The organism is Bacillus sp. 05T22 (assembly GCF_056396765.1).
Window position 1 is genome coordinate 25,104 of record NZ_JBFTMC010000071.1, and the last position, 17,066, is coordinate 42,169.

The following is a 17,066-nucleotide window of genomic DNA, read 5'->3' on the forward strand; positions in this document are numbered from 1 at the left end:
TTCAAAAGAGATTATTTATCGTTTTCCGACAGAAGACTCCTTCCTCAAAAATGTGAAGGTGTGAAACACCAATTTTAGGTGGGAGATGAATGTCGGTAGGCGTAAGCCGACGTTTTTTAGTATACTGTAGGCATCATACAAGAAAGTGAGGTGCAACCCATGTTAGTAAATAAAGCATATAAATTTCGTATCTATCCAAATAAAGAACAAGAAATATTAATTGCTAAAACCATGGGGTGCACCCGCTTTGTATTTAACCATTTTCTTGCTCTTTGGAATGATACCTATAAAGAAACAGGAAAAGGATTAACCTATCCTGTGAGTAGTTCAAAAGAAAGTTTAACCGTTTTGAAAAAAGATTAACTGTTTTGAAAAAGTAATACCAACAATAATTTTTTTAGTTTATAATTGCAAGACTTTTCAAACATTTGTTCATATGTAAAATGCAAAAATGGAGTGCTTTCTCTAATTAGTAAGCACTCCATCATGTTATTATGCGTCTAGTTGTTTTTGCTTCGTTACTTTTAAACGGCTTTATTCTTGTTATAATTCAATTTTATAACGTAGTAATGCAGGTTACAAGGTATAGAATGAATCACATTATTGTCACTCCATACTCGTATTAATCAAAAATCCATTTCCTCATTATCTTCTTCAGAAATCCCACCAAGTACTTCCCTAGCGTCAATAATTTTACCTTCTTGAAGTACGGGCTCTTCCGTTTTTAGATCTTCCTGTTTCGGTACGGGAACAAGTCCATTAGTAAGAAGAAGATTCAATTTATTTTCAACTGTATCCAAAAGATTTAATCTCTGTTCTACATTATCTAATTTCTGTAGCAGTTGCTCATAACGTTTTTCATTTTGTACTAATTCAACAACAAATGCTGTTAATTGCCTACTATTAGCTTTTTCATTAAGAATCTTATATACATCTTCAGGCATATTATCAGCACGTAATGCCATTTTTCTATTTTTAGCCATTATCTGCACGTCCCTTTATTCTAAGCTAACTGCCCCTTCATTTCATCAATTGCTTTTAATTCTAATGCAGCTAGGTTAATTGTACGTGAAGTTGGAGCAAATACCTCTTTCTCGCTATTTTGAATAATATCATTCAAGAAGAAGTGATTGTTTTTAGCAGCCGTTTCAGACATATGATTCAATAAAGCAAGACGGATATATGGTTCTAAAACTGGTGCTTCGCCTCCGATATAGATAAATTTCAATACTGTATTCGTACTAGAGGGAATGAATACATCAAGAATTTTAGCAACTACAATTCTTGCATACTCTTTTAGTGCTTCTACAATTTCAGATGTGAAATCATATTCTTCACCAGTATTTTCATTCGATAGTACATACTTTTGTGCTTTATAWTTATTAACWATAAATTTCTCTAATGTTCTTAGATCTTTAAAGTATTGAATCAATTTTTCTTTTCTAAAGCGTTCTAGGTATCCTAAGAATGGTTCAATATCGATAACTTGGAAAGAATCTCTGTGCTTAGGTGTAGTGAGTCCTTTACCTAATTGCACAGCATCTGTAGAACCGCCACCAATATCAGTTAAAACCACTTCATAGTCATCGAATCTCTCGGATTCATATCGCTTTTCAATACTAATTACATTTGTATTCTGATCTCTTGAAACCATTTTATATTTTAAAGAATGTCTAGCAACTTCTGATTCATTTCTACATTTTGCTGAATTAACTGTAATAGTTAGTTCTCTTTCCATTCCTGGTGTTAACACTTTAACTTTATGTTCACCGATAAATCTTTCTTCCATTTTTTTATGAGCAATGCTAAATTTCTCTTCGCGTTTTAAAAGCCAGATTGGAAGCATCATACTCATGTTTTCAATTTCAACTTCATTATCTTCTTGCTCGGCGTTAAGGGCATGATAATATGCAATTGCTCCTAAAAAGCTTATGTAAGGGATAGGACTATTAATTTTATCGTGCATCTTATTTACATGAGAGTTTGCTAATTGATTATCTTCAGCTAATTGTCCAACTAAATAGAAAGATTCTTCACCATCAATTTCAGTAGAAATTAATAATCTATCTAGTAAATCTTCCGGTCTAGAAATACGATCAACAAGTAAATCCTCAGCTTTTTTCTTTGGAATTTTAACTACATTCGTTGCAAGTTCAATATAATAACCATCCACCATGAAATTATTAAAACTATTTCCGAAATCCGCTACTTTTCTTCCAATTTTCATTTGCAATTCCTCCTTCATACATTAAGTACGACTTAAGTGATACTTTTGATTATATTTTAGCACATTTAACCAAAAATAAGAACACTTTTTATAATAAGTAAGACTTAAATCGTACTTATTATTTAATTAACCTATACACTTAAAAAATTCAAAATAAACAAGGAAATACCTTCTTTCAAACGAATTAGACACATAACAGTTAGACGCCGACATGTCGGACATAAATGATGATGAATAACAGTAAAACAACAACATGACCGACATAAATGATGATCAATAACAACGTAATGACAACATGACCGACATGGATGATAATCAATAACAATGCAATGACAACATGTCGGACATCGATAATAACAAATGACGATGAGGGGAGGACGATGAAATGGATAGGGAAGAACCTTACAAGAAAACATATTCCCTTGCAGATATGGCAAGGATGCTTGGAAGGCCACGGACAACTCTTCAAGCCTGGCGGGATCAATTCAAACCATATTTACCAACTGTCGCTGGGACGAAGGGACGAACACTGAGATATGAACAAGAAGCATTAGAGCTTTTTAAATTAATTGCTAATATGAAAGATGCACAAGAGCCACCGGAAATAATAGAACAGATGTTAAAACAAAATGTAGCTTATATTGTAGTAGAAGAGAGTGATGAAGACGACGAAATAACGAAGCCAATTATTCAGACGATGTATGAAAGTATGAAAGAGGTTTCTATATATTTTCAAGAGCAAAAAGCTATGAATATGGAACTTTTAAAGCGTATAGACCATTTAGAACAAACTAATCAAACGTTACTGAATAAGGTTGATGAACAACAAAAGAATATTGATGGGAAAATAAATAACAGAGATCAACAGCTATTAGAAGTAATTCGTGAAATACAAGAAACTAAGAAATTAGTTGCATCTACTCAACAAGAAAAATCATGGTTCGCTAAATTATTTAAAAAATAACTTAAATAATTTATAAAAAAGTAGGGAAGCTTGTATGTTTTTACAAGCTTCCCTACTTTTTTATAAATTTGATATTGTGGATTTGAAATAAAGTCGACACGCTTTGAAAAAAGTTAAGATGGAGTCGAAAATAGAATAACTTTAGGCAACTCCATGAAGGTGTGCAGTGACAATAAAAATATGAAATTAGCGATTCTGTTTATTGGTATAATTTATAATAGCGTTATATAAAAATTCAGCTAAGTCTTCATTACTAAATTGATTTATATAATTTTTGAATCGATTATCAAATTTATACGTATTTGCAATACACGTCAACATTTCAGAGTCACATACAATAGATTGTTCGAGATAACTTTCCCATTCTACAATTAATTTCTGTACTTTATCGGAAGAAGGGGATTGATTAATACAGGATGCAATTTTTCTAAATACTTTTTCCATGTTTAGTTCAAATTCAGAAAATATGTTCGCTTTTTCACTAGGAGAGAGTTTTTTCAGTTTCCCCTCAAATTCTTTGTATTTTTCTGTTTCTCCATAGATGAATTTCGCTTCATGAGCATATTGTTCTTGTAATGGTAAAATGGATGAATTATTAAAAATATTTAAATTGTAGATATCCTTTCCTGATACATACTCATCCACCGTAGTAATAATTGTTTCTAAACGTTGTTTTTTAAACAATAAAGTTTGGTTATGCTTCTTTAATAATTTTTGCTGTTCTTCTCTCGTAAGTTTCAAAATATCCGCAATTTCCTTTAGAGAAAAGTCCATTTCCTTAAAAAATAGAATCGTTTGAAGTTTTGCTAAACTGTTCCTATCATAGATTCGATAACCATTTTCTGTTAAGTAAATTGGCTTTAATAAATTTATTTTATCATAATATTGTAAGGTTCTTTTTGTTATGCCTGTAATTTGGACAATATCTTTAACCGTTAATAATTGTTTCTTCATCCCAAAATCCTTTTATTTCATCTAATATTAGATTGGCAGGAGTTATTGTGGCTTCAAAGATATTTTTACCTGTTTTTTCTAAATAGTATTTAATTAAATAGTATCCACAGGCATAACCAGCAGCATAAGACATATTGACTGGCATATAGTTTTGAAGTTTTGCTAATTCGTCACCATAAAGATACGGTGCAATTTTATCAAATCCTGTTAATTGTAATTGTTCCTTGAGCACAGGTTTAATATGTCTATTAAGCATTTCCATAGTTGTTTTCGATACCCAAGGACCGAGTAGATCTTCCCCAAAAATAGAAGTAGCAAAGTTTTCTGCTAACCCTTCACTAACAATTAATTCACCTAAAGTAACAGTATGGTCCCACTGAATAAATTGATATCGAACATTATGATTACATTCATGTGCTAAAGCAGCTTTCATTCGAGGTATTGTGTATTCATTTGGCACAAGAGTACACAAAATATAGCCAGGGATACCTCCATCACCACTATATCCTTCATTTAACATTAATGAAGGGCTATTTGGATCCCCTAATAGAATCGTGAACAAGTAATCGGATACACGAAGGTTCACATCATGCTCTCTAAATAAATGAAGGCTTTCCCTAACAGCTTCTGTGCACTCAGACCAAAAAGAATCAGACGAAATCAATTCTAATTCTGGTGTAATCTCATTTGTAATCTGAGTAGGAGAAATGCTCATTATATTATTCAATGTAATAACATCAAAACTATTTGGCTCCTCAGCTTTAAAAGGAACATGTTGAATTTTCCATTTCCCCATAAACGGAGCCAACATTTCTTGTCTGTATAACTCAACCTTTTCCTCTTTTGAAGCTTGTGAAATTTTTCGATATATTTTATCTGAGCGTAATGATTTTATATTCATTTCTTTCACCCCTTATTTAATATAGTTAAAATTATGCACTATGACGTAGCGTTATAGTCAAGGGGGTTAACTAAAAATATAGTAGGAGGATGGGATTAGGTGTTTTTTGAAATATTAATAGGACACCTTCACTTGTAAGTACCTTAGCTTAGTTTGGACGTTGAATGTACTTAAAAATACCTTCAAAGCCGAATGGTGAACAACTTTATTGTAATTAATCTGTGGGTTAATCAGACTATATAATGAATGGTTGCAAAGTGACGTTAGGTGAATATAAACACGGGGATGTAATTGGTATGCGAGTGATTGTACCAGCACAAGATAATAGAAATGAATATCAAATTTTCGTCACAAATAGTAGGTTATCAAAAAAAGAGCTAGAAAAATTCTTATTTTCAATAGTGGAATAGAAAAGGGATATGTTTATGATTATATATTCGGACAAATAGCCATTATTTTTTGTTTAGATGGGGGAATATTTGATTAAAAATTATTGGTACATTCAATATTAATGATCAAATTTCAATTCAAACTTACAATTATACATATAGTTTTATGAATATTATTAAAACCATATCGCTAAATAAAGAAAATACCTATAATGTTGTTCTTTTAGGATAGAATACTATATTTATTAAGTCTTGTTTAAAAAATAAAACCATTATAAACATTAGAATCTATTTTAGAGATGCTAGGCTAAATATACCAAGCGATTCAAGATTTTATCTTAGTAAAATTCAAGGTTAATCTGTTAGTAAATAAGTGAATTTTCAGTTTTATGTAAGTGTAAATTTCATAGTAGAATAGTCTAGAAAATGAGAGAGAATCATAGGAACTGAGAGGTGTTTTGAGTTTCTTTGTGTCGAAAAAGGATAGGTTGCTTGGAGGTTATAAGAATACAAGACAAATAGCCTTGCTAATTACCGTTTTTTTGAGCAAGGCGGGGTTTTAGATGTTTTTTTAATTAGGAATTTAGAGCGCCCATTTTTTGCAAAATGGAATCCATTTTTTTGCTATTAAGCCAGTCTATAAGTGGAAGTTTGCTTTCGTATTTTTGTTCGTGTTCCATATTAGTTAAGGCTTCTTTTACTTCGTAATCGTTACGCTCTTTTCTTTGTTTAGATTTTTCAGCGAACATTTTCATAAAATGAGCAGGATTACTTATTTCAGCTTGATTATATTCAAACCATTCAACGCATTTTTCAAAATCCCATCTTTGATAACGATCAATTTCTTTCGGCATTCTTAAGGCTATAGTATAAGCGTCCTGTTTGGTTAAATATGTTACTGGTTGACTTGTTATATAGCGATAGGCTTTTTTCTGATCTTCACTTAAATAACCATCTAAATCTTGGGATCTATCAGTAGTGTTTTTGGTATTAATATTTGGTTTTTCTATTTCTTCAAAATTTAAAATATATATGCCATTAGATAAAATATTCTTTTCCTCATGCTTGGATTCAACAGCTTTTTTAAAGAGCCTCTTCTTTAAAAATTTAGTGAAAGTAGAACATACATCAATTGCTACAGCCCATTTTACCTTGAAATATTCAATGATTTTTAAGTAATTGTTATGTAGAGTTAAAATGTAAATTGAAGGGGCAATTTTACCATGTCTTCGTACTTTGATTTGTTGGCAYACTCCCAAGTCTTGTAACCAATTAAACACRTAGTTAATAATKGGTTTTGAAATMCCTGAYTTTTTGCTGATATGATCTTGCTTTACTTGAGAATACCCTTCTTGTACCAAATAGGATAAAACTGTTTCTAATGCTTCATATTTTCGTTTGGTAAGATAATCTTTTGTAGTAACACCCTCATATTCTAGGACAATATTATCAATATAAGTAGTAACTTTCTTGATTGCTTGATTAATAGCCCCAGGTGTTTTGGATAAGTGTTTGATTCGGGGACTTAATTCGGCTTTTGCTCGACTGAGCAAAAAGTTGTGCAATAACACAGAAAAAACCTCCTATTTTTCCCACCACAAATAAACAGGAAAACAAAGGTTTTATATTCACATCGTATGCACCTTATGATATAATTTTAATATCAAGTATGATACTAAAGAAAAACACATACATTTGTAGTGTGAATTAAAACCCTATCTTTTGGAGTTTTTGATTGGATCCGGTCGCCAAACTAGAAGCCAATTAAAAACTGGACGGTGGGGTTTTTTTTTGTTTTGGTTTATAGAACCTGCGTACATAGATAAGTTATTTATATTCTACAATTCCGTTTGAAGAATATCAACACTTAAAGTTCATATTTAATGCTAAAGAGAAAAATATAGATAAAATTATTATCCATTCGCCTAAAATTAACTGAATATTCAATTAATAAATGAGAAAAATAGGGAGTTTTTAGTTATGATATAATCGCCTTAAATGCATATATCTCTGAATATTTTATAAACTCAACTGAATACCGCTGAAAAAGAGGTGAATATATATGGAGAATCTAGCTAAAGAAATTGATGATTACATATCATTTAAGAATAAGACATACACAGACCTTGCAAAAGAAGTTGGTGTTGCTAAATCAACCATTTCAAATTATCTTAACAAGGATAATGCATTATCAGTGTACACCTTTTCCAAAATTGTATATATTGTTTTTGAAAATGATAAAGATAAGCAAGAACAAATGATTATTAATTATTTAAGTACTTTAAAAGATAGAATGAATATAAATATAAAAGTTGCATTTGCAATTGCCCATTTAAATGATTACTTGAAATTAATGAAGTTTATTTCGCAATTATGTAAGAAAAGTGACGACATTGAAATGAAGCGATTGGAAAAGGTTTTTAGTTTATATATTGCCCGTTTGGATGGAGAGAATGTTAAAAATATATATTTAGATATCGAGAAGGCGAGAACCATAACCAATAAAAAAAATTACGATATAGAAATCTATTGTGACATACTTAGTATGCTAATTTTATGTGATTTAGGTGATTTTGGATTGATGGAAGGATATAAGATTAGGATTGAAAATAATATGAAATTAGTGACTAATAGTTATTTAAAGAATTTATATTATTTTTGGGTAAAAGAACTATGGAGTTATTCTCTTTTAAGAACAGATATGTGTCAAGATTTTGAAGAACATAATACATACTTAAGAACATATAGAGATCTGAAGTTTTTCCCGGTCATGGAAGCGTTTTTGAATATTAGGCGTGGAGAAAGTTACATGTTCTCTGATTACAATAAGTCTTTAAAATTCTTTTTGGAAGCTTTAGATATTTTGAGTGGGGCGAAAGAAAGTTTAAAATTTATGATAGCGTTAAACGATATCAATTTTATAAGAATTGTCTGGTGGAAAGATATAGATAAAATAGAATTTAATAAACTTCATCCAGCTGAGTTTGCGCTTTTTTTAATTAAGGAAGGGAAAAAAAGTGAAGCTATAAGTATACTAGAAAAAATTGAAATCAAAAAAGGGTACTTATCACCAATGCAGACATGCTATATGGGGATGGCTAAGGATGATTTAGCATTAATAAAGAAATCCATTAATATGTTTAAGTCAAATAATGATTTCCTGTACGGGAAATTTGCGGAAGGAGTATATGATGAATATTTAGAAACTGTAATGTAGTTTTTACAGAAAGGAGAGAATTGAGTGGAAAAGTTATTTAGATTGATAATAGTTACCTTACTCTTGATAACAATAGTAAATGGTTTATCAGATAAAATGGTATCGTATCAATGTTATTTTAAAATTAAACATGTAGATAATCGATTTGTTTCTTATATGAATGTAGATCCTGGTGAAGGCTCTCCGAGTTTATTCGAATCATATGAATCTAATTTGGAATATACAGTTAATAGATCCATAATGCATAGAATGGCCGATCCCGGTGGTGGAGGCTGATTCTTAATCTTATTTATTTAAAAAAGACATCGTTTAAACGGTGTCTTTTGTGCTTTTAAAAAATGTTTTATAAATTTCTAAGTAAGGAATTGCGAAATTTATGTGTCCATATTCACAATCTAAAAATGGAGGGATAGACATGAAATTAAGTATATATGAGCTTACAGAGATTATAAAAGAGATGGATTTACAAACATTTTGCGAAATTATTGAATTATGCTCAGAATATAGCTGTAAAGAAGAATAAGAGAGTCTCAATCATAGGGACCCTCTTATTCTTCTTTATCAATTTGCATTTTTAGTTTGTTTGCATATTTTAGTAACTCTTCTTCAATTCTAGGTTTATGTTTATCTGGAACGCTCATGTACTTTTCATAAAGCAATCGGGCTAGACGTTCAACAGGATCTTCACCCTTTATAGTATTTAATAATTCTTTATCAGGGATTTCACTCTTTAATAAAGAAGCCGTATTAACGTCAAAATAATTTGCGATTTCTTCTAACTTGTTTAGGCGAGGCTTTTTTTCTCCTGTTTCCCAACTAGAAACAGTCCTATACGTAGTTTTAAGATCTTCCGCCATTTCTTTGCGATTTACTCCTTTTAAAGCCCTTAATTTTTTTATGTTTTTTCCTAGTACGTTTTCTTCAATTTTCATATAAGTTATCACTCCAATTTTAAACAAGTAGGTTTTAAGAAGATTATCCTTATTTTCACACCTAAAGTGTTATAAATATGAACTTTAAGTGTTGACTTTAGGCTTAAAGGCTAATAAACTGTAAATAAGGAGGTGAGACATTTGACAGTTCTAAGAGAAATTCGTGAATCAAAGGGCTATACAATTAATGAGGTTTCAAACGGTTCCAAAATCCCAGTCAGTACTTTGTATGATGTAGAATCAGGGAGAAAAGGCCTGATTTCTAGTCGGGCAAAAAGTATTGCGGATTTTTTTGGAGTACCTATCGAGAGCCTCTTTTTTACAACTTACTATCGAGCAAAGTTGGAATAATCCTTTTTCACAAAAAAATAATTATACATTTATATTGTAAATGAACAATGAAGAAAAGATATAGTTTTATTGTTATTTTTTAAGTTTATAAATCTGAAAATTTAAAAAATATAGATCTTTGAAAACTGCATATATGAGGGAGCTGTTAGTCATGTTGAAACGATGGTATCAAACGTTACTCATTGCTATGAGTATGCTTCTAGTTGTTCTGAATTTTGTATTTCCACTGACGAAAGCGAGTGCTGAAGTCATTAATCGTGAGAGATATGAAATGAAATGGAGTTATAGCCCCATGTACGGGAAAGAACTACGGACAGAATTACTGAAGAATACAAATGGTCAAATTGCGTACTGTTTAACGTACAGTAAAATGAGCCCAAATGGAAACGACCTTCCGGAGATGGGGCGCACAGATAATGTTGTGTATCGTGTTCTTCTAAATGGGTATCCACAAAAAAGCCCGGAAGAACTAGGTGTTTCTAATTGGAAAGAAGCACATTACGCAACACAACTTAGTGTCTGGGCAGCGTTAGGGCAAATTGACATTAATAATGTTCAGCATAAAAATGCGAATGTTGCCAAAGCTGTAAAGACAATTATTGCTGGGGCAGATGCTAGTCAGGAAACACAAGAACTGTACATGAATGTAACACCAACAGACAATCAAGAAGCAAAACTAAACGGTGAGTACTTTGAGACGACAACCTATCAAGTAGAAAGTAATGCAAAAAACGGTGTATTTGCAGTCCGACTAACTAATGCACCAACTGGAACAAAAGTTGTTTCAACAAAMGGWGAAGMRAAACAACAATTCAATYTAGGAGAACAATTCCGTATYYTKRTACCGAAATCCTCTCCAAGTGGTACTTTTTCCTTGAAAGTATCTTCTAATCTTTCTAAGTTGCATGCAGTAGCCTATAAGGGAAATGACAAAATTCAGGATGCAACGGTCTTATTAGAAAGAACAGAGGAAAAAGTAAGCACAGATTTACAGGTAAACTGGAAATCCCTTGGTGGATTAAAGGTTATAAAAGTAGGAGAGCAAAAAGAAGTGTTACAAGGTGCTGTATTTGAAGTATTCAACAGTGCAAACGAAAAGGTAGGCACGATTACTACCAATGAGGAGGGGACAGCGAGCCTTTCTGGTTTAGAGACTGGAAAGTACACGTTAAAAGAAGTGAAAGCTCCTACTGGTTATGTATTAAATGACCAACCTAAAATCCTTGAAGTGAAAACTGGTGAAGTTGCAACAATTACTGTAGAAAATACAAAAATCAAAGGGAATGTGCAACTTTTGAAAGTAGATCAGGATGGTAAAAAGAAATTAGCGAGTGCCGTGTTTGTCCTTGTAGATGAAAAAGGAAATCAACTTCAGGAATATACAACCGATAAAGACGGTTTAATCAAAGTTAATAACTTACCGTTTGGAAAGTATCAATTCATTGAAAAATCTTCACCAACTGGTTATATCTTAGTGAAGGATCCAATTCCTTTCAATGTTACTGAGAATGGAAAAACAATTGAATTAATCGCAAAAAACACACAGGCAAAAGGTTCACTTGAAATTACAAAAGTAGATGTAGCAAATGGAAATAATAAACTTCCAGGAGCAGAGTTTACGATTTATAACGAGAAAGGTGAGGAAGTAGTAAAAGGGAAAACAAACGAGAAAGGAATTGCGAAGTTTGAAAAACTTCCAGCAGGAAAGTATACGTACAGAGAAACACTTGCCCCACAAGGTTACGTAATTAATGAAGAGACCTTCTCTTTTGAAATCAAAGAAGATGGTGAAATTATTAAACATACGGTGAAGGATCAGAAACAGCCGACACCACCAACACCAGAGACACCACATCAACCGGACCAACCACAAAAACCAGAACAGCCAGAAACACCACAGACACCAGAACAACCAAAAGTAACAGAAAAGCCTGTTACACCACAACCAGAGAAACCACAACAGATTATTAATAAACCACAACTAGAACAAACACCAAAACAAGTAGAAAGTAATCTTCCGACAACAGGCGGTAAAGCTGAGAACCCATACTTAAAATGGATTGGCTTTGGATGTATCGCACTTGCTCTAATAGGATTTGTATTTGCAATGAGAAATCGTAAAAAAGCAAATTAAACCGAAAAGGAGATGAAATGTAGTGACAGGAGTCTATGTCGGTAAAACGAAGAATTTAGGGAAACTTGGGGAAGACGTTATGCAGCGCAAAAGTGCTTGGCTTTCTGAAGAACTGATGCAAGCAGTTTCAATCGCTCAAACTGTAATCAAACCAATAAAACATCATGATTATTGGATAGAATCCGCTACGAAATTATTAGCAGGAAGTATTTTGTATTTAGATCAAAAACATAAGAACTTGTATTACCTTGATGTGAAAAAAGTAATTGAGTTTATAGAAAAAATATATGAAAGTGAAGCAAATTTGGTAAAAGTAGTAGATTCGCTAGAAAATGAGCACCCAGCGTATCCAATATTTCATGAGCTAGGTTTATATTCAAAAGAAACAAGGGATACGATAGTGATCAATTTGTTATACATTCTTGAAAAACATCAACGAGAGAAGCAAGAGGAACAAAAAGAGTATTTTTGGTTTCATTAATCGCCAGTAGATACAAGTGAAATAGGAAGGAGAGCAATCATGTTAGGTATAGCTAAGAAGTACACAAAGGTAATTAGAGTTTTGAAAGAAATGGATGAAGGGGAAAAGGAAAAGGTTGCAGGTGTTATAAAAGCTCGTTTCGGGGCTTATAGATCGGTTATAGAAAGAGTAAAAGAAGCGAAAGATCATTTTATCTTTATTTTTGATCCGAAAGGCATGTTTTATGAAGATACTCATAAAGCGAAGCAAGAACAAGGATATCACATAGTCGAGCATGATTTATTTGCTGGTTATGAAACACTTCAAATTGATAGGTATCAAAAAGTAGTTGTTTATATCCGTGTAGAAACAGAACGAAGCACATATGAAGATAGAGGAGAGGCGTTATCGAATTTTCTTCAACATCTAACAGAATGTAAGAATATAAGACCAATTCATCTTGTATTTCATCAATATGATTTGTACCCAATCCCTCATATGGAGCAGTTTTTAAAAGACAGTGCTACATATCACATTCATAACTCAATCGTAGTTGAATCTCACTCCACATTACAACACATATATGGAAAAGAAGCAGCGCAACGCATTATCACTTCGTACAACACAACGATCCTAGCATGATTTGAAGCTCTCAAGTACTATTTTGCAATATCTAGATGGCTAGAAAACTAGACAAGGGAGATGGAGTTTTCTCCCTTCTTCTTAAAAATAGGAGGCGATCATATGGGAAAAGAACAAAGACTCACATTTTATGATCTTGCGGCATCCAATGCTCATTGTGTCAAGACCTTTGATGGGAAAACGTATGATTTGAAAGGTGCAATTGCAATTGAAAACGGCACAGGAAACATTGAAAAGGTTGCGCAAATTTATTATCAAGTTCGTTCGGTTAGAGATGAACATAAAAATTTAATTGCCAAACGAAAAAATAAACAAGCGGAATTAATAGCCGTAAATCAATACTGTAAATAACCTAAGCGATTTTGAAGTGTGCTGAGAACATGGCACAAAGTAAGTGGCTCCTTGAAAAATAAATATTGCGTGCCTCCCTTGAAACGGTCACTAGAGGGATTCGGTATACGATTATCGTTAGAAGAGTGGGTACGTAAAACTCATATCTGTGACCAACGAAAAACACGGTGTATCAAAGATCTGTGCGTATTAGTAATCGTGAGGAATATCCCATACTGACATTCTGAAGAAGCGATGAACATCACAAGCGGTAGATACATAAGGTTCTACGTTCATGCCAAAATACGTTGTGCGGTATTGGGCATATAAAAGCTAAGTCGGGATTAGCTTTTATATGCATGCCAATACAGGGTCGTCATTCCAGCCACAAATGACATTTCCATTATATAACCCTATTTCCTTTTAATGTTATTATAAAGACAGGTGTTGAAGGCAAAATGTTTCTCAGTAGACTTCAAAATCGCAAATAAAAAATATTAAAGGGAGGAAGTTTTATGAGCCGTAAAGGGTGGATTATATCCGCTGTTGTTGGACTGTTTATTGCAATCGCTATTGGTTCAACATTTGTCTTTAGTTCAGGAAAAGGGGAGGTAATGGAACTGAGTCCGTTAGAAATGAAGAAGTTCATGAGTGAGGATGGTACAGGATTTGTTATGCTGAATTCTAATAGATGGCATAGTGATGACTGGATTTATCTTGTAAAGAAATTAGCTGAACAAGAAAAAATAGAAGTAAGGGGATTAAATGAAAATCGAAAAGATGTTCCAGGAACAAGTAATCCGTACGATTGGGGCTTGTCGCAAAGGAGGGATTCACTAGCTTACTATGAAAAGGGAAAACTTAAAAAAGATATCGATTTTTCGAAATATAAAAAGTCAGATGTAGATTTAGAAAAAGCGGTCAGTAATTTTATACAAAGTTGTAAAGAGCGTTACCAAAAGTAATCACATAATCCTTGAAAGGTGGTGATAGAGTGACGATTACGCAAAAGGATCTAAAAAAAGAAAAAGAAATGGTATCTAATTTACTAAAAGCCAATGGTCAAGATTATAACCATTGGCTTCATTTACATCATCAGAAATGTATTGAAGAACATCAGGATTTGGTTTTGAAAGCTTTACAGGCTTATAAGGCAACGTCATCACAAGAAAATGAAGTAGTCAGCAAGGGAAATGAACAAATGAAGATTGAAGCAAATGAACAAATTTAAAAATGAAAAGGGAGTGAAGGTATATGTTTGAAACATTAGCTCAAATGTTAGTTTTAGGGGATGCGATGGATGGGCTAGTCAGTACCGGGAATGCATTTATTAAATGGATGCAACGGGGGGCATTGGTGAGTACAGCGATTGTATTTTGCTGGGGGGCTTATCTATTGATCTGGGGTGGTGAACGAGGAAGACACAAATGTATTTGGTGGTTTATTGGCGGGGCAGCCGGACTCATTATCGTAATGGGATGCACATATTTAGCTGACAGTGTAAATAGCAATATTAAATTTGGTCAAATCTTATTTCCGTTTCTGTGGTTCAAATAGTTAAAACATACAAATAGGGCAATGAGGAAGCTATGCAAAGGGTATGGCTTTTTTTCTTGCCCTTTTTTCATGGATTTTGAAATCAACAGAAGAAAGGAGACGCTATGTTAGTTCTTTTTAAGAGTAATAATCTAACAGAAATTGACTCAAGTAAGCAATATCAGTTTCACGAAGCCTATGCATTAACCAAGCGTTTAGAACATTCTTTTAGGGAAAAGGGGCGTAAGGAAAGTATAGATTTTGACTTGTTAGATGAACATTTGAATGAAATTTACAGTGGGACTCTATCAATGGGTTCAGGATATGCAAATGATATTTTTGATCACATTCACAAAAAGATGAACGTCATGCAATTAACGCCAGATCAAGAAGAACAAAAGAATGAGATGTTAGCGAGGTTAGAAAGTGAAATCAATGATTCTCCATTCGAGGAAGAATATGAGTATCAAGAGCAACAAGGGGAACAAACAAAACAAGTAAAAGAAAAAACATATAGTTCACCACCAATAAAAAAAGAAAAACCTGTAAAGAGAAATAAAAGAGTATTAAAGATTGTCGCTAGTGTAGTAGGAAGTGTTGTTTTAGTAGGTGCTGGGGCTATCTTCGCTTTTAAAATTTTCTCTTCCAAGCCATCTAGTGCAAGTGCCGGTTCTGAAAATTATCTAGTCAAAGGATTACAAAAAGCAGCCGTTCAGCAATATGGTGAGGCAGCTCAACAATTCGATAAAGTGAATTATGCTGACTTAGATAAGGATAGCCAAAAGGCTGTTTTATTTACTTATTTGCTGAATGGGAAAGCAAGTAAGGCATTGAAATATGAGCCGAAATTCGCTGAGAGTGTTGTAGCTTACTATATCGGTATCGACAATATGAAAAAAATAAATGAGATTGATATTAAAAATGATGTGATTGATTTTGAAAAGGCGGCACTCAATAAGAAATATAAGGATGTGATCCGATTAAAAGCAAAAGTCAATATGGATGGTAGACGTGAAAAGCTTGTAGCTGAAGCCTATGTGAGTCAGAAACAATTTGATGATTGCTTTACTTTTGCGAAAACACAAGGGAATAAAGCTCTTATGAAGGAGGTGAAAGAGTTACAAAAGAAAGACGTGGAGAAATCCACTCTTAGTGAAGAAGAAAAGAAGAAAAAAATTGAAGGAATTGATAAGGATTTAAAAGAGTTGTAGGAGGGGAAACGTAAAATGCCTTTAAATTACAATAAATTATTCAGGCAGATGGGAATTGTAGCTGTGGGCGGATCGTTATTACTAGGGAGTGCTGGTTGTAGTTGGTTTGGAAGTAAGGAAACAGCAAAAAGTAAGTCAGCTATAACAAAAAAAGTTGATAAGAGTAAACCAGATGAAAAGAAAGAGAATCTGAATAAAAAAGATTTCGAAACAATTACAGAAAATGCAATTCAAGGTCAGGATAAGGATATAGCATACGTTTTAGAAATAGATGAAAAGAAAGTGAATTATAAGGACAAAACAATTGCAAGTAATGTTCAAAATGGAGATGAAACAACTTCTCGTGTGCTTGCACTATTTGACAAAGAAACTTCTGACAAAACGATTCATGATACAACGAAGGATAATGTGGTTGCGGCTGTTACAGATGGAAATCCACAAGTGACAGTAAAAGGTGATCAATTTGCATTTGGTGATCAAAATACGGGCTTGTCTTTAGCTAGCATTGTAGATGTGGCTCCAACAGAGCCAGATAAGCCAAAATCACCAGTAGAGCCACCAACAGAGCCGGATAAGCCAAAACCACCAGTAGAACCGCCAGTGGATCCAGATAAGCCAAAACCGCCAGTAGAACCACCAACGGATCCAGATAAGCCGAAACCGCCGGTAGATCCGCCAGTGGATCCAGATAAGCCAAAACCGCCAGTAGATCCACCAACGGATCCAGATAAGCCAAAACCGCCAGTAGAACCACCAACGGATCCAGATAAGCCGAAGCCACCAGTAGATCCGCCAACGGATCCAGATAAGCCAAAACC

The 17,066-nt window shown here is 33.2% G+C and carries 19 protein-coding genes and 2 pseudogenes; 15 read left to right on the forward strand and 6 right to left on the reverse strand.

The features are described 5' to 3' along the window. Window positions 1-159 precede the first annotated feature (159 nt). Window positions 160-357 (forward strand): annotated as a pseudogene (locus AC1DIT_RS19005) (helix-turn-helix domain-containing protein); the annotation flags it as partial. Between the two features lie 269 nt (window positions 358-626). On the opposite strand, the gene AC1DIT_RS19010 reads toward AC1DIT_RS19005, so the two are convergent. After that, the gene (locus AC1DIT_RS19010) at window positions 627-983 is read right to left on the reverse strand and encodes a hypothetical protein (protein ID WP_016113547.1); all 357 of its coding nucleotides are present in this window, start codon (window positions 981-983) and stop codon (window positions 627-629) included. 20 nt (window positions 984-1,003) lie between these two features. Then, window positions 1,004-2,227: an Alp7A family actin-like protein gene (locus AC1DIT_RS19015; RefSeq protein ID WP_476998348.1), complete on the reverse strand. Its 1,224-nt coding sequence runs from the start codon at window positions 2,225-2,227 to the stop codon at window positions 1,004-1,006. A 385-nt stretch (window positions 2,228-2,612) separates the two neighbouring features. On the opposite strand from AC1DIT_RS19015, the gene AC1DIT_RS19020 reads away from it, so the two are divergent. Next, window positions 2,613-3,191: a DUF3967 domain-containing protein gene (locus AC1DIT_RS19020; protein WP_016133006.1), complete on the forward strand. Its 579-nt coding sequence runs from the start codon at window positions 2,613-2,615 to the stop codon at window positions 3,189-3,191. 186 nt (window positions 3,192-3,377) lie between these two features. On the opposite strand, the gene AC1DIT_RS19025 is transcribed toward AC1DIT_RS19020, so the two are convergent. Together AC1DIT_RS19025 and AC1DIT_RS19030 are read right to left on the reverse strand one after the other, a co-directional pair. Continuing rightward, window positions 3,378-4,145, reverse strand: coding sequence for a MerR family transcriptional regulator (locus tag AC1DIT_RS19025; RefSeq protein ID WP_016133007.1), 768 nt, complete (start codon window positions 4,143-4,145; stop codon window positions 3,378-3,380). After that, window positions 4,120-5,046 (reverse strand): DUF2268 domain-containing putative Zn-dependent protease, encoded by a 927-nt coding sequence (locus tag AC1DIT_RS19030; protein WP_016133008.1) that lies wholly within the window; start codon window positions 5,044-5,046, stop codon window positions 4,120-4,122. The genes AC1DIT_RS19025 and AC1DIT_RS19030 overlap by 26 nt, the downstream gene beginning before the upstream one ends. 257 nt (window positions 5,047-5,303) lie before the next feature. On the opposite strand from AC1DIT_RS19030, the gene AC1DIT_RS19035 reads away from it, so the two are divergent. Then, entirely contained in the window at window positions 5,304-5,456 is a 153-nt protein-coding gene (locus AC1DIT_RS19035) for a hypothetical protein (RefSeq protein WP_154214513.1), read from the forward strand. 554 nt (window positions 5,457-6,010) lie between these two features. On the opposite strand, the gene AC1DIT_RS19040 is transcribed toward AC1DIT_RS19035, so the two are convergent. After that, window positions 6,011-7,006 carry a hypothetical protein gene (locus AC1DIT_RS19040; RefSeq protein WP_016133009.1) on the reverse strand — a complete coding sequence of 332 codons (996 nt, stop codon included), beginning with the start codon at window positions 7,004-7,006 and terminating at the stop codon, window positions 6,011-6,013. Between the two features lie 491 nt (window positions 7,007-7,497). On the opposite strand from AC1DIT_RS19040, the gene AC1DIT_RS19045 reads away from it, so the two are divergent. Together AC1DIT_RS19045 and AC1DIT_RS19050 are read left to right on the forward strand one after the other, a co-directional pair. Beyond that, on the forward strand, window positions 7,498-8,652 hold the full coding sequence (locus AC1DIT_RS19045; protein WP_016133010.1) for an AimR family lysis-lysogeny pheromone receptor: 1,155 nt from the start codon (window positions 7,498-7,500) through the stop codon (window positions 8,650-8,652). 24 nt (window positions 8,653-8,676) lie between these two features. Further along, entirely contained in the window at window positions 8,677-8,928 is a 252-nt protein-coding gene (locus AC1DIT_RS19050) for a hypothetical protein (protein WP_016133011.1), read from the forward strand. Window positions 8,929-9,200: 272 nt separating this feature from the next. Here AC1DIT_RS19050 and AC1DIT_RS19055 read toward each other — a convergent pair whose 3' ends face one another. Beyond that, the gene (locus AC1DIT_RS19055; protein ID WP_016133013.1) at window positions 9,201-9,584 is read right to left on the reverse strand and encodes a helix-turn-helix domain-containing protein; all 384 of its coding nucleotides are present in this window, start codon (window positions 9,582-9,584) and stop codon (window positions 9,201-9,203) included. A gap of 141 nt (window positions 9,585-9,725) precedes the next feature. Here AC1DIT_RS19055 and AC1DIT_RS19060 point away from each other — a divergent pair, with 141 nt between their 5' ends. From AC1DIT_RS19060 to AC1DIT_RS19105, 10 genes and pseudogenes are all read left to right on the forward strand, one after another. Continuing rightward, window positions 9,726-9,935, forward strand: a complete 210-nt coding sequence (locus tag AC1DIT_RS19060; protein ID WP_016133014.1) for a helix-turn-helix domain-containing protein — start codon at window positions 9,726-9,728, stop codon at window positions 9,933-9,935. 151 nt (window positions 9,936-10,086) lie between these two features. Beyond that, window positions 10,087-12,069: a SpaA isopeptide-forming pilin-related protein gene (locus AC1DIT_RS19065; RefSeq protein ID WP_476998349.1), complete on the forward strand. Its 1,983-nt coding sequence runs from the start codon at window positions 10,087-10,089 to the stop codon at window positions 12,067-12,069. A gap of 79 nt (window positions 12,070-12,148) precedes the next feature. Beyond that, the gene (locus AC1DIT_RS19070; RefSeq protein ID WP_371399240.1) at window positions 12,149-12,550 is read left to right on the forward strand and encodes a TRAG family protein; all 402 of its coding nucleotides are present in this window, start codon (window positions 12,149-12,151) and stop codon (window positions 12,548-12,550) included. 39 nt (window positions 12,551-12,589) lie between these two features. Beyond that, window positions 12,590-13,171: a hypothetical protein gene (locus tag AC1DIT_RS19075; protein WP_016133017.1), complete on the forward strand. Its 582-nt coding sequence runs from the start codon at window positions 12,590-12,592 to the stop codon at window positions 13,169-13,171. A gap of 102 nt (window positions 13,172-13,273) precedes the next feature. After that, window positions 13,274-13,522, forward strand: a complete 249-nt coding sequence (locus tag AC1DIT_RS19080; protein WP_016133018.1) for a hypothetical protein — start codon at window positions 13,274-13,276, stop codon at window positions 13,520-13,522. Between the two features lie 494 nt (window positions 13,523-14,016). Beyond that, entirely contained in the window at window positions 14,017-14,466 is a 450-nt protein-coding gene (locus AC1DIT_RS19085) for a hypothetical protein (RefSeq protein WP_016133019.1), read from the forward strand. A 29-nt stretch (window positions 14,467-14,495) separates the two neighbouring features. Then, window positions 14,496-14,732: a hypothetical protein gene (locus AC1DIT_RS19090; protein ID WP_016133020.1), complete on the forward strand. Its 237-nt coding sequence runs from the start codon at window positions 14,496-14,498 to the stop codon at window positions 14,730-14,732. A 23-nt stretch (window positions 14,733-14,755) separates the two neighbouring features. Beyond that, window positions 14,756-15,058: a hypothetical protein gene (locus tag AC1DIT_RS19095; protein ID WP_016133021.1), complete on the forward strand. Its 303-nt coding sequence runs from the start codon at window positions 14,756-14,758 to the stop codon at window positions 15,056-15,058. A 104-nt stretch (window positions 15,059-15,162) separates the two neighbouring features. Beyond that, window positions 15,163-16,248 carry a hypothetical protein gene (locus tag AC1DIT_RS19100; RefSeq protein WP_016133022.1) on the forward strand — a complete coding sequence of 362 codons (1,086 nt, stop codon included), beginning with the start codon at window positions 15,163-15,165 and terminating at the stop codon, window positions 16,246-16,248. A gap of 15 nt (window positions 16,249-16,263) precedes the next feature. Beyond that, window positions 16,264-17,066, forward strand: a pseudogene (locus tag AC1DIT_RS19105) (hypothetical protein); the annotation flags it as partial.